Origin of the sequence: Rugamonas fusca, assembly GCF_014042365.1 — a bacterium.
Lineage (GTDB): Bacteria > Pseudomonadota > Gammaproteobacteria > Burkholderiales > Burkholderiaceae_D > Rugamonas > Rugamonas fusca.
The window spans coordinates 247872-260719 of the sequence record NZ_JACEZS010000003.1 but is presented as its reverse complement, the minus strand read 5'-3'; the positions used below and the strand labels follow the sequence as shown (position 1 = coordinate 260719).

The window sequence follows — 12848 nt, the reverse complement described above, 5'->3', positions numbered from 1 at the left end:
TTGCTGACCTTCTACAACGAACAGCACAGCCAGCACCAGGGGCGCCACGAATTCTTCCGTGGCCAGCAAGTGCCCTGCTTCGAGACGCCGGCCCGCGCCGACGCCGTGCTGGCCGAGCTGGGCCGGCGCGGCCTGGGCCGCATCGTCACGCCCCATGGCGTGCCGCTGATGTCGCTCGAACGCATCCACACGCCGCGCTACCTGCACTTTTTGCGCAACGCGTGGAGCGAATGGGTGGCGCTCGATCCGGCCAACGCCAGCAAGGATGCGTTCCCGTCCGTGTGGCCGGTGCGCACGCTGCGCTCGGACGTGGAGCCGGACAACTTCTGCGCCAGGCTGGGCCTGTATTCGATGGACAGCGGCACCCCGCTCACGGCCGGCACCTGGAGCGCGGCCAAGACGGGCGCCGACTGCGCCGTCAACGCGGCCCACGCGCTGCGCCTCGGCGAGCGCAGCGCCTTCGTGCTGAGCCGTCCGCCCGGCCACCACGCGGGCGCCGACTTCTACGGCGGCTACTGCTTCCTCAACAACGCCGCGCTGGCGGCCCAGCACATGCTCGACGATGGCGCCCGCAAGGTCGCCATCCTGGACCTGGACTACCACCACGGCAACGGCACCCAGAGCATCTTCTACCAGCGCGACGACGTGCTGTTCATCTCGCTGCACGCCGATCCGCGCGACGAATTCCCGTTCTACCTGGGCCATGCCGACGAACGGGGCGAAGGCGCGGGCCTGGGCTACAACCTGAACCTGCCGCTACCGGCCGGCACCACGGCCACGGCCTGGCTGGCCGCGCTGGAGACGGCCTGCATCCGCCTGGGCAGCTTTGGCGCCGACGCGCTGGTGGTGTCGCTGGGGGTGGATACCTTCGCCGGCGACCCGCTGTCGCGCTTCGCGCTGCACAGCGCCGACTACCTGCGGGTGGGCGAGCGGCTGGCCTGGCTGGGCCTGCCCACGGCCTTCATCTTCGAGGGCGGCTACGCCGTCAAGGAACTGGGGGTGAACGTGGTCAATGTGCTGGAAGGGTTCGAGACGGCGTTGTAGGCGCGTTCACTGGGCGACGATATGAAACTCCGTCGCCTTGGCGACTGGACGTACTTGATTACGCTCGCGCCGCAGCTCCACAATGCCGTAATTGGACATGGTCTTCAGCGTGCGCGATAAATTGCCGGGCTTGCGCCCCGTCACCTGCGCCAGTGCCGAGATGGATTCCGGCTTGGTTTCCAGGATGACATGCAGCAAGGCGCGGTTGTCGTCACTCAATACTTCAGCCAACGATTTCATCGAAGTGAACCAGACTTTAGGTTCGCCCGGCTTTGGCTTATAGCTGCCATTGGCGATCGCCAGTACGCGCGCACGTATCCGCTCTTGCGGCAAAATGCCGATCACTATCGGTTTCATCGTTTTCGTACCTCCTGCAACACCCGGTCGACGTCGGCAAAGAAATCTTCGACCAGTTGCTGTGCATCCTTGAACTCATATGGCACCCCATGGTCCGCGATATGCCGGTGCTTGTGGTCAAACGCCAAGATACGTCCAGCATACTTGAACTTCCTGGGCGGTTTCACCGCATGGGCGTTGTCGTCGCCAAGAATACGCTTTCCATAGGGTTCATGCAGCGTCAGCGAATAACGAATGCCATGTGGTACAGCGTGCGAAGCCGCTACCCGCCAGGCCTCAATCTTGACCCAGTAGCCGCCTTCCTGGTCAAGAATTGCGCCATGCAGATCCAACAAGGTATCGATGGCGGGGTCGCCCTTCATTTCATAACTATATCATCTGCTGATACTCAACGGGACCGTGACGAGGGGCAAACACCCAGCATTCGATATACATCAATTTCAAGACAGAAGCACCCGCGTCCGAACTTGCATTTAAAATCGCTTGCTATTTAATAGCGCGCGATTTATAGTCTTTCCATGGCGATGCGCTAGATCACGCCAGCGGGCGGTCCCACGTAGCGCCTGGACACTTGAATTAAATTGCGCGCGATTTAATCGCTAACACCAATACTCTCTCAAAAAGGAAATCATCATGTCGATCAAACAAGTTCTGTACCGTGCCAACGCCAAAGCCACCGGGGGCCGCGAGGGCCGCGCCGTATCGTCGGACGGCGTGCTGGACGTCAAACTGACCACGCCCAAGGAACTGGGCGGCGCCGGCGCCGTGGGCACCAACCCGGAGCAACTGTTCGCGGCCGGCTATTCGGCCTGCTTCATCGGCGCGCTGAAATTCGTGGGCGGGCGCGACAAGATCGCCGTGCCGGCCGATGTGTCGGTGGAAGGCACGGTGGGTATCGGCGCCATCGAGACAGGCTTCGGCATCGAAGTGGAACTGAAAATCTCGCTGCCGGGCCTGGAGCGCGCGCAAGCCGAGAAGTTGGTGGCGGCCGCCCACGTCGTGTGCCCGTACTCGAACGCCACGCGCGGCAACATCGACGTCACGCTGACGCTGGTGTAATCGCCTGCGCCGCACGGCCCGCCCGGCCGTGCGGGCCCTTCCCTGCCGGAATCGCCACGCTGCCGTACAATCGTCGTCTTCCCCAACGAACGAGGCACACATGATCGAGTGGCAATGGCTGGCATTCAACGATATTCCCGGCGCGGACCTGTATCAAGTGCTGTACCAGCGCCAGCAAGTGTTCGTGCTGGAGCAGCAATGCCTGTATCCCGACATCGATGGCTACGACCTGGCCGCCCATCACCTGCTGGGCTGGCGCACGGCCGACGGCAAGCGCGAGCTGGTGGCCTACCTGCGCTGCCTGGCGCCCGGCGCCAAGTACGAGGAAATGTCGCTGGGCCGCGTGCTGACGACGCAGGCGGCGCGCGGCGGCGGCATCGGCCGCCAGCTGGTGGAACAGGGCATACGGCTGGCCGAGCAGCTGCATCCGGGCCACCGCTTCCGCATCGGCGCCCAGGCCCGGCTGGAGCAGTTCTACGGCAGCCTCGGTTTCAAGGCCGTCACCGCACCGTATGACGAGGACGGCATCCTGCACATCGACATGGTGCGCTGAACGACAGCGCCGCCGTTGTTGCGGCCCCAAAAGATCAACCAGTTGATGGCTTGCCCGCCCCAAAGTGGGGCACAGTGACAGCCAGATCATCACTGGGGGTCACATGAAGCGAGCGCTGAGCATCAAGAAGACGATTTTATATTTTCTGGTTTTTCTGGCGCTGCTGTCCGGCGTCACGTTCTACGGCCTGCTGCAGGTGATCAAGGCGCAGGATGCATCGAACCGGGCCCATGACGCGCGCTACCGTTCCTACCTGCTGGCCGACGAGCTGCGCCAAAGCTCGGACGACCTGACCCGGCTGGCCCGCACCTACGTGGTGACGGCCAATCCTGCCTACGAACAGCAGTATTTCGACATCCTCGACATCCGCAACGGCAAGAAGCCACGGCCCCAGCATTACGAGCGCATCTACTGGGACTTCATCGCGGCCGGCCAGGGCAAGCCCACGCCCGACAGCGATACCTCCGCCCCCCTGCTGACGCTGATGAAGCAGGCCGGCTTCACCGACCAGGAACTGGGCAAGCTGGCCGAGGCGCAAGCCAATTCGGACGGCCTGGTGCGCACCGAGACGGTGGCCATGAACGCCGTCAAGGGCCTGTTTGACGATGGCGCCGGCCACTACACGAAGAAAGGCGCGCCGGACCTGGAGCTGGCGCGCCGCATCACGCACGACGCCGCATACCACGAGAACAAGGCCAGGATCATGAAGCCGGTGAACGAATTCCTGACCATGCTCGACCAGCGCACGAGCGATGAGGTGGCGCGCGCGGAAGCGGCCACGGCGTCGGCGTTCCGCACCACGGTGGGCTTGCTGGCCTTTTCGCTGGCCGCGTCCGTGCTGGCGCTATACCTGATTTACCGCAGCCTGATCGGGCAACTGGGCGGCGAACCGGCCGACACCAAGCGCATCGTGCAGCAGATCGCCGATGGCGACCTGACGGTGGAGATCCAGTTGCGGCACAACGACCGCCACAGCCTGCTGGCCGCCATGCAGGGCATGGTGCGCAAGCTGGCCCAGGTGGCGCGCGAGGTCAACAGCAGCGCCGCCACCCTGTCGAGCGCGTCGGAGCAGGTCAGCGCCACGGCGCAAGCCTTGTCGCAGGCGGCCAGCGAACAGGCGGCCGGCGTGGAGCAGACCAGCGCCGCCATCGAGCAGATGTCGGCCTCGATCGCGCAGAACAATGACAACGCCAAGGTCACCGACGGCATCGCCAGCCACGCGGCGCGCGAGGCCACCGAGGGCGGCACGGTGGTCCGGGAGACGGTGGCGGCCATGCAGCAGATCGCGCAGAAGATCGGCATCATCGACGATATCGCCTACCAGACCAATCTGCTGGCGCTGAACGCGGCCATCGAGGCGGCCCGCGCGGGCGCGCACGGCAAGGGCTTCGCCGTGGTGGCGGCCGAGGTGCGCAAGCTGGCCGAACGCAGCCAGGTGGCGGCGCAGGAGATCGAGCAGGTGGCGTCGGGCAGCGTGCGGCTGGCCGACCAGGCGGGCCGGCTGCTGGACGCCATGGTGCCCAACATCAAGCGCACCTCCGAGCTGGTGCGCGAGATCACGGCGTCGTCCGAGGAACAGGCGCATGGCGCGACCCAGATCAGCCACGCCGTGTCGCAGCAAAACCAGACCACGCAGCAGAACGCGGCCAACGCCGAACAACTGGCCGCCACGGCGGAGGAGATGAGTTCGCAGGCCGAGGCGCTGCAGGAGTCGATGGCCTTCTTCAAGCTGGACCGGGAGCGGACCGCCGTGGCGTGAGGCACGCGGCGGCGAAAAAAAGGGCGGCCTCGCGGGCCGCCCTGGTCGTCTGTCCGCGCGAGGCGCGGTATGGGATTTATTTCACTGCAACCAGTTCGATGTCAAAAATCAGGGTGGAATTGGCGGGAATCGAACCGACCGCCTTCGCACCATACCCCAGGCCAGGCGGAATGGTCAGCGTGCGCTTGCCGCCGACATTCATCCCCACGATGCCTTGGTTCCAGCCCGCGATCACGTTGCCACCGAGGACAAAGTCAAACAGCTTGCCTTGCAGGTCGGTGCTGTCGAACACGTTGCCTTTGAAATCGACGCGGGTGCCGTCATACAGGTAGCCCGTGTACTTGACCGTCAAGGTCTTGCCGGTGGCAGCGGTGGCGCCCGTGCCCACCGTCGTATCCACGCTCTCGAGCGAGGTCGGCGGCGCCACATAGACCGGCGCGGTGGCCTTGGCCACACTCACCAGTTCTACGTCATACACCAGTGCCGAATTGGCGGGAATGGCGGCGTAAGTGACGCTGCCCACGGCAGGGGCGGCCGTCTTGGCGTTGGCGCCATAAGCCATCGAGGCAGGAATGACCAGCGTACGCTTGCCGCCCACCTTCATGCCCAGGATGCCCTGGTCCCAGCCGGCCAGCACCTGGCCAGTGCCCAGCGTGAAAGCAATCGGCGCGTTGCGGTCGACCGAACTGTCGATCTTGGCGCCCTTGAAATCGGACTTGGAAGCGTCGTACAGCCAGCCCGTGTAGCTGACCACCAGCAGGTCGTTGTTGGCCGCTTCGGTGCCGGTGCCGGTCACGGTGTCGGCCTTCTGGAACGCGGGCTGGGTCACGGTCGGCGTGGTGGCGGTGGTGGTGCCGGAACCGCCGCCGCAAGCCGTCAGCGTCAGCGCGACGGCGACGGCAGCGATAAATGGGAACTTCGATTTCATGGTTACCTTTGTGTTGTGGGGTCGAATTGATGCGCGCCGCCGCGCGCCGATCGGAGCAGAAGTTTAGCAGACTGCGTCCCTTCCGCTGCGGGCCCTACATTCGGTTACATATTTATTTGCTCAGATTTCCACCTGGGTGCCCAGCTCGATCACCCGGTTGCTGGGGATCTGGTAGTAGTCGGCCGCGCCGCGGGCGTTGCGCGACATGGCCACGAACAGGTGCTCGCGCCATGGCGCCATGCCGGCGCCGGGGGTCGAGATCACGGTCTGGCGGGCGATGAAGAACGAGGTCTCCATCATCTCGAACGGCAGGCCGTGGCTGGCGCACAAGGACAGCACGCGGGGGATGTCCGGCTCATCCTTGAAGCCGTAGTGCACGTTCAACTGGAAGCAGTTGTGGCCCAGGTCGATGATCTTGATCTGTTCGGCCTCCGGCACATACGGTTCCTCGATGATGTGGATGGTGAAGAACACCACGCGCTCGTGCAGCACCTTGTTGTGCGACAGGTTGTGCAGCATGGCGTGCGGCACGCCGTCGCTCTCGCCGCGCAGGAAGATGGCGGTGCCCGGCACGCGCGTGGGCGGCGCCACGAACAGCGAGGCCAGGAAGTCTTCCAGCGGGATGGCGTGCTTCTGCAGGTTCTGGAACACCAGCGCGCGGCCGGCGCGCCAGGTCAGCATGACGACGAACAGGACAGAGCCAAGCAGCAGCGGGAACCAGCCGCCATGGAACAGCTTGAGCGCGTTGGCCGAGAAGAACGACACGTCGATCAGCAGGAAGAAGCCGGTGGCGGCCCAGCACAGCACCAGGTTGATCTGCCAGCGGTAACGGATCACGAAGAAAGTCAGCACGGTGGTGGCCAGCATGGTGGCCGTGACGGCGATACCGTAGGCGGCCGCCAGGTTGTCGGACGAGCCGAAGCCGATCACGGCCAGCAACACCACCACCAGCTGCAGCCAGTTCACCATCGGCATGTAGATCTGGCCGATCTCGCTGGCCGACGTGTGCAGGATGCGCATGCGCGGCAGGAAGCCCAGCGCGATGGCTTGCTTGGTCATCGAGAAGGTGCCGGAAATGGTGGCCTGCGACGCGATCACCGTGGCCAGCGTGGACATGGCCACCAGCGGGTACACGCTCCAGGCGCCCAGCTGCTGGTAGAACGGATTGGAAATGGCTTCGGGATGGGCCAGCAGCAGGCCGCCCTGGCCCAGGTAGTTCAGCGCCAGCGAGGGGAACACGATCAGGAACCAGGCCATGCGGATCGGCTTTTTGCCGAAGTGGCCCATGTCCGCATACAGCGCCTCGGCGCCCGTGAACGCCAGCACCACGGCACCCAGCGCGACGAAGGCGATCAGGCGGTTTTCCAGCAAGAAGCGCAGCGCATGCCAGGGATTGAGCGCGGCCAGGATTTGCGGCGCGGAGATGATGTTGACCACGCCCATGGCGGCCAGCGCGCCGAACCACAGCAGCATCACGGGGCCGAACCAGCGGCCGATGCCGGCCGTGCCATGCTGCTGCAGCGCGTACAGGGCCACCAGCACGGCGATGGTCAGCGGCACCACGTACGGTTTCAGGGCCGGCGTGGCCACTTCCAGACCTTCGATGGCCGACAGCACGGAAATGGCGGGGGTGATCACGCTGTCACCGTAGAACAGGGCGGCGCCGAACACGCCGCACAGCATCAACTTGTAGTGCAGGCCGGGGGACTTGCTGACGGAATTGAGGGCCAGCGCCATCAGGGCCATGATGCCGCCTTCGCCGCGGTTGTCGGCGCGCAGCACCAAGGTCACGTACTTGAGCGAGACGATGATGGTCAGGCCCCAGAAAATCAGGGAAATCACGCCCAGCAGGTTGGCCGGGTTCAGCGCCAAACCATGTTCACTGGAAAAAATGGTCTTGAGGGTGTACAGCGGGCTGGTGCCGATGTCGCCATAGACGATGCCAATGGCGGCCAGGGTCAGGGCGACGAGATTGCTCTTCTTGTGTTGCGCGGTCAAGATTGCACCTGTTGTTGTTTTGGTGCATTGCACAATAGGATAGGTATTAGCAAAAGGCAAGTAAATTTTGACATGCTGTGGCGTCCAAAGCGGTGCGAATCCCGCAGTGTACGCTGGCCGTGACAAAGTGAAAACTGCCGCGTTGGGAGCGGCTCAGCGAGCTTGCACCATTTCGGGGATAATGACAGACCGTGCCTCGCGCCCTCCCCTATTTCACCATGAACACCGGAATTGTCTACGCCGCGCTGGCGTTTCTCGTCTGGGGCCTGTTCCCCTTGTATTTTCACGCCATCGGCGAAGTGACGCCGCTGGAAATCCTGGCCCACCGCATGGTGTGGTCGCTGCTGTTCCTGGCCATCGTGCTGGCCGTGCGGCGCCAGTGGGGCTGGCTGCCCAAGCTGCTGAACCAGCCCAAGGTGCTGGCCGGCTTCGTGGCCAGCGCCATTTTCCTCAGCAGTAACTGGTTCATTTATATCTGGGCCGTCAACAACGGCCATGTGATCGACGCCAGCCTGGGCTACTTCATCAATCCGCTGGTCAATGTGCTGCTCGGTTTGCTGGTGCTGAAGGAAAAGCTGCGGCGCGGCCAGTGGCTGGCCATCGTCGTGGCGGCCTGCGGCGTGGCCTGGCTCACGTGGCAGGGCGGCCAGTTGCCGTGGATCGCGCTGCTGCTGGCCGGCACCTTCGGCGTCTACGGCCTGCTGCGCAAGACGGCCGCGCTGGCCGCGCTGGAAGGCTTGTCGCTGGAAACCATGCTGCTGTTCCCGCTGGCCGTCATCTATCTGGGCTGGCTCAGCTGGCATGGCCAGAACACCTTCATCAACACGGCGCATGACAGCACGCGCTGGCTGCTGGTGGCGGCCGGCCCCATCACGGCCATCCCGCTGCTGCTGTTCGCGGCCGGCGCGCGCCGCATCCCGCTGTCCGTGCTGGGCCTGCTGCAATACATCGGCCCCACCATCCAGATGCTGCTGGGCGTGTGGTTCTTCCACGAAGCGTTCACGCCGGCCCGGCTGGCCGGCTTCGCCGTGATCTGGAGCGCGCTGCTGCTGTACGTGGCCGAAGGGCTGTGGCTGATGCGCCGCCCCGCCCCCTTGCCCGCCTGAAAAATCGGGGACGTAACACAGTATTCCCATGCAGATAAATCGGGGACGTAACACGATATTCCCGTGCGGATAAATGGTGTTACGTCCCCGATTTTCACGTGGTCGCACGATTTCGGGCTGGCGGGGGCCATTTTTGTGTATGCTGTCACCCTTCCCCGCTTTTCTATTCGTTTTACAGTTTTCTAACCGAGAGTTTCAATGGCAAATTACGTCTACACCATGAACCGCGTGGGCAAAATCGTCCCGCCCAAGCGCCAGATCCTGAAAGATATCTCGCTGTCCTTCTTTCCAGGCGCGAAGATCGGCGTGCTGGGCCTGAACGGCTCCGGTAAGTCGAGCTTGCTCAAGATCATGGCCGGCATCGACACCGACATCCAGGGCGAAGCGCGCCCCATGCCGGGCCTGAACATCGGCTACCTGCCGCAGGAACCGCAGCTGGACCCGGAACAGACCGTGCGCCAGGCCGTCGAAGGCGGCCTGGGCGAAGCGTTCGAGGCGCAAGCCAAGCTCGACGCCGTGTACGCCGCCTATGCCGAGGAAGACGCCGACTTCGACGCGCTGGCCGCCGAGCAGGCCCGTCTGGAAGCCATCATCGCCGCCTCCGACGGCGGCAATCTGAATTTGCAACTGGAAATGGCGGCCGACGCGCTGCGCCTGCCGCCCTGGGACGCCAAGATCGGCGTGCTGTCGGGCGGTGAGAAGCGCCGCGTGGCGCTGTGCCGCCTGCTGCTGTCCAAGCCCGACATGCTGCTGCTCGATGAGCCCACCAACCACCTGGACGCCGAATCGGTCGAGTGGCTGGAGCAATTCCTGCTGCGCTTCCCCGGCACCGTGGTGGGCATCACCCACGACCGCTACTTCCTCGACAACGCGGCCGAATGGATCCTGGAACTGGACCGCGGCAGCGGCATTCCCTGGAAGGGCAACTACAGCTCGTGGCTGGACCAGAAGCAAGCCCGCCTGAAGCAGGAAGAGGCGACGGAATCGGCACGCCAGAAGGCGCTGCAGAAGGAACTGGAATGGTCGCGCCAGAATCCCAAGGCGCGCCAGGCCAAGTCCAAGGCCCGCCTGGCCCGCTTCAACGAGCTGAGCGAGCACGAATACCAGAAGCGCAATGAAACCCAGGAAATCTTCATCCCCGTGGCCGAGCGCCTCGGTAATGAAGTGATCGAGTTCAAGAATGTGTCGAAGTCGTTCGGCGACCGCATGCTGATCGACAACCTGTCGTTCACCATTCCGGCTGGCGCCATCGTCGGCATCATCGGCCCCAACGGCGCCGGTAAGTCGACCCTGTTCAAGATGATCACCGGCAAGGAAACGCCCGACAGCGGCGAAGTGGTGATCGGCAAGACGGCCAAGATCTCGATGGTCGACCAGCACCGCGACGCGCTGTCGGACGGCAAGACCGTGTTCGAGGACGTGACCGGCGGCGCCGATATGCTCAGCGTGGGCCGCTTCGAAATGCCGTCGCGCGCCTACCTGGGCCGCTTCAACTTCAAGGGCGGCGACCAGCAAAAGATCGTCGGCAACCTGTCCGGTGGTGAACGGGGCCGCCTGCACCTGGCCAAGACGCTGCTGATGGGCGGCAACGTGCTGCTGCTGGACGAACCGTCCAACGACCTGGACGTGGAAACCCTGCGCGCGCTGGAAGATGCACTGCTGGAATTCGCCGGCAGCGTAATGGTGATCTCGCACGACCGCTGGTTCCTGGACCGTATCGCCACCCACATCCTGGCGTTCGAAGGCAATTCGCAAGTGACCTTCTTCGACGGTAACTACCAGGAATACGAAGCCGACAAGAAGAAGCGCCTGGGCGAGGAAGGCGCCAAGCCCAAGCGCATCCGCTACAAGCCGCTGACGGTGTAAGCCTCAGCGCTCAACGGAAAAAATGGAAAAAGGCACGGTGCGCAAACACCGTGCCTTTTTTTGTTGCCCGGGAGCCCGGACGGCCCCCGTTTCCAAGTGAGATCTGCGTGAGGCGCGAGGTCGGACTTAGAAGTTGTAGCGCAGACCGCCCGTGATGGCGCCGGTCTTGCGGCCCAGATCGTTGTCATTCTTGCCGTAGTGCTCATATTCGAGCGACAGCGAGACGTTCTTGTTGAGCGCATATTCGCCGCCCACGGAAGCGTACAGCGCATTCTTGTTGCCGCTGCCGCCGTAGGCCGCCGCCGCGCCCGTCGCGTCCACGCTGTTGTGGTTGCGCGAGACGCCCAGCTTGCCGAACACATTGAATTGCTCGTTGACGGGCATGCTGGCCTTGCCGGCCACGTAGAACGAATGGGCATCGCTTTCCAGGCGGCCGTTGGCGCCGTTGAGCGTGTAGTTGTAGCTCTGGCTGCCGAAGTCCGTGTAGCCGCCTTCCACGGCGAAGGTCTTGTCGATGTTGTAGCCGGCGAAAATCTTGCCGCTCACTTTATTGCCACTGTGGTCATCCGTGGCGGACGTGACGGGCACGTCGAAATTGTAGCGGCTGCCGACCAGGCCGGCGCCCACATAGCCCGTGCCGGCATCGGCGGCGTGGGCGGTCACACCGCTCAGGGCGGTAGCGGAGGCAATCAATGCGAACAGAATCTTTTTCATTTGTTGGATCTTTCAGCAAAAAGTTGAGGGACTTGCCTGGGATCGCAGTTCTCTGAATTGCGATGTGACCAAGATAGCAGTTAGGCCGGTCAACGTCCGTCCTAATTTCGTAAGATTTGTGTCCAGTTGTAAGCCCTGCGGCGCATGCGCACCGGGCCAGCCATGATGGCAAAAGCGCGCCGTAGCACGCAATTTCGGACAGTTTGACGAAGATTAAAGAATGCTGCGGAAGGTCAGATTAACCCGCGGCCCGCACGGCGTGCCCTGCTTGTTGATGCCGTGGCGCCAGTGGCGTTGCAGGGTGCCGGCCATCAGCAGCAGGCTGCCGTCGCCCAGCGCCAGCTTGACCGTGCGCGGCAGGCGCTTGTGCTTGAGGATGAACGTGCGCGGCGCGCCGAAGCTGACGGAGGCGATGGCCGGTTCCGGCCCCAGTTCCGGCTCGTCATCGCTATGGAAACCCATGCTGTCGCGCTCGTCGCGGTAGTAATTGAGCAGCACGCTGTTGTAGCGCCGCCCCGTGGCCTGCTCGACGGCGGCCTTGATGGCCAGTTGCAGCGCCGTGAATGGTTGCGGCTCCAGCGTCATGCCCGAATAGCGGTAGCGCGCCGCGCCATGCCAGGCCGTCAGGCGCGGCTGCGGGTGGGTCTTGCCCCACAGGGTGATGGATTCGGCACGCCAGTCCGTGTCCGCGATCAGGCGCGCCAGCACCTGCTCCGGCGGCCAGGGCAAGGCCAGCCGCTGCTGGAAGGCCAGTTCGCCATCCTCGATGGGGATGGGCATCAGGCTGGAGGTGGCGTCAAACAAGTCCATGCGCGTTATGATAGCGGCATCCCACCAGACTAGGACGCCACTGATGCAAAAACGCCAGTTCCTGACCGCCGCCGGCGCTGCCGCCCTGACCTTGCCCGCCGCGTCCACCCGCGCCGGCACGCCCGCTTCGGCAGCTTCCCCCGCCTTGCGCGGCCCCGCCCTGCTGACGGTGACGGGCGCCATGGTCCAGCCCAACCGCGGCCCGTTCGACCCCGTGACGGACCAGATGATGCACAAGCAAAAGCTCAGTTTCGACAAGGCCCACGCGTTCGACTACAACGCGCTGCTGGCCCTGCCCGCGTTCACCATCCGCCCCACGCTGGAATACGATGGCAAGCCGCACCTGCTGCACGGGCCGGCGCTGGTGGACGTGGTGAAGGCGGCCGGCGCCCGCCTGGCCGACAGTGGCAAGCTGGTGCTGCGGGCGGTGGATGGCTATGCGGCCGTGCTGAGCCTGGCGCAAGCGCGCGCGCAGCGCTACATCGTGGCCACCCACCTGGATGGCGCACCGATGGCGTTGGGGGGATTGGGCCCGCTATGGGCCATCTATGACGCGGACCAGGTGCCCGAGATGGCCGCCAAACCGCTGCCGGAGCGGTTCGGCGCCTGCCCGTGGGCCCTGTACCACGTCGAGGTCCAGGCCTGAGGCCTGGA

General features: G+C 64.2%; 13 protein-coding genes. 7 read left to right on the top strand and 6 right to left on the bottom strand.

The features are described 5' to 3' along the window. The gene (locus H3H36_RS06005) at positions 1–1044 is read left to right on the top strand and encodes a histone deacetylase family protein (RefSeq protein ID WP_182215180.1); all 1044 of its coding nucleotides are present in this window, start codon (positions 1–3) and stop codon (positions 1042–1044) included. 6 nt (positions 1045–1050) lie between these two features. Here the strand turns inward: H3H36_RS06005 and H3H36_RS06000 are convergent, their stop codons facing one another. Next, a complete protein-coding gene (locus H3H36_RS06000; RefSeq protein ID WP_182215177.1) occupies positions 1051–1401 on the bottom strand; it encodes an HVO_A0114 family putative DNA-binding protein in 351 nt (116 codons plus the stop codon). Next, complete coding sequence (locus H3H36_RS05995; RefSeq protein ID WP_182215175.1) at positions 1398–1763, bottom strand: toxin-antitoxin system TumE family protein; 366 nt, start codon at positions 1761–1763, stop codon at positions 1398–1400. Before H3H36_RS05995 ends, H3H36_RS06000 begins: the two co-directional genes overlap by 4 nt. A gap of 271 nt (positions 1764–2034) precedes the next feature. On the opposite strand from H3H36_RS05995, the gene H3H36_RS05990 reads away from it, so the two are divergent. From H3H36_RS05990 to H3H36_RS05980, 3 genes are all read left to right on the top strand, one after another. Next, positions 2035–2460 carry an organic hydroperoxide resistance protein gene (locus tag H3H36_RS05990; protein ID WP_182215172.1) on the top strand — a complete coding sequence of 142 codons (426 nt, stop codon included), beginning with the start codon at positions 2035–2037 and terminating at the stop codon, positions 2458–2460. Positions 2461–2560: 100 nt separating this feature from the next. Beyond that, positions 2561–3013 carry a GNAT family N-acetyltransferase gene (locus H3H36_RS05985; protein ID WP_182215170.1) on the top strand — a complete coding sequence of 151 codons (453 nt, stop codon included), beginning with the start codon at positions 2561–2563 and terminating at the stop codon, positions 3011–3013. Between the two features lie 103 nt (positions 3014–3116). Next, positions 3117–4772, top strand: coding sequence for a methyl-accepting chemotaxis protein (locus tag H3H36_RS05980; protein WP_182215167.1), 1656 nt, complete (start codon positions 3117–3119; stop codon positions 4770–4772). Positions 4773–4848: 76 nt separating this feature from the next. Here H3H36_RS05980 and H3H36_RS05975 read toward each other — a convergent pair whose 3' ends face one another. Both H3H36_RS05975 and H3H36_RS05970 read right to left on the bottom strand, forming a co-directional pair. Continuing rightward, positions 4849–5700 (bottom strand): FKBP-type peptidyl-prolyl cis-trans isomerase, encoded by an 852-nt coding sequence (locus H3H36_RS05975; RefSeq protein ID WP_182215165.1) that lies wholly within the window; start codon positions 5698–5700, stop codon positions 4849–4851. A 120-nt stretch (positions 5701–5820) separates the two neighbouring features. Further along, a complete protein-coding gene (locus tag H3H36_RS05970) occupies positions 5821–7698 on the bottom strand; it encodes a potassium transporter Kup (protein WP_182215163.1) in 1878 nt (625 codons plus the stop codon). 218 nt (positions 7699–7916) lie between these two features. On the opposite strand from H3H36_RS05970, the gene rarD reads away from it, so the two are divergent. After that, positions 7917–8804: an EamA family transporter RarD gene (gene rarD, locus H3H36_RS05965; RefSeq protein ID WP_182215359.1), complete on the top strand. Its 888-nt coding sequence runs from the start codon at positions 7917–7919 to the stop codon at positions 8802–8804. A 198-nt stretch (positions 8805–9002) separates the two neighbouring features. Beyond that, complete coding sequence (gene ettA, locus H3H36_RS05960; protein ID WP_182215161.1) at positions 9003–10670, top strand: energy-dependent translational throttle protein EttA; 1668 nt, start codon at positions 9003–9005, stop codon at positions 10668–10670. A 126-nt stretch (positions 10671–10796) separates the two neighbouring features. Here the strand turns inward: ettA and H3H36_RS05955 are convergent, their stop codons facing one another. Beyond that, a complete protein-coding gene (locus H3H36_RS05955) occupies positions 10797–11384 on the bottom strand; it encodes an outer membrane beta-barrel protein (RefSeq protein ID WP_182215159.1) in 588 nt (195 codons plus the stop codon). Positions 11385–11597: 213 nt separating this feature from the next. Then, entirely contained in the window at positions 11598–12194 is a 597-nt protein-coding gene (locus tag H3H36_RS05950; RefSeq protein ID WP_182215157.1) for an alpha-ketoglutarate-dependent dioxygenase AlkB family protein, read from the bottom strand. Positions 12195–12237: 43 nt separating this feature from the next. On the opposite strand from H3H36_RS05950, the gene H3H36_RS05945 reads away from it, so the two are divergent. Then, on the top strand, positions 12238–12840 hold the full coding sequence (locus H3H36_RS05945) for a putative pterin-binding protein (RefSeq protein ID WP_182215155.1): 603 nt from the start codon (positions 12238–12240) through the stop codon (positions 12838–12840). Positions 12841–12848 lie beyond the last annotated feature (8 nt).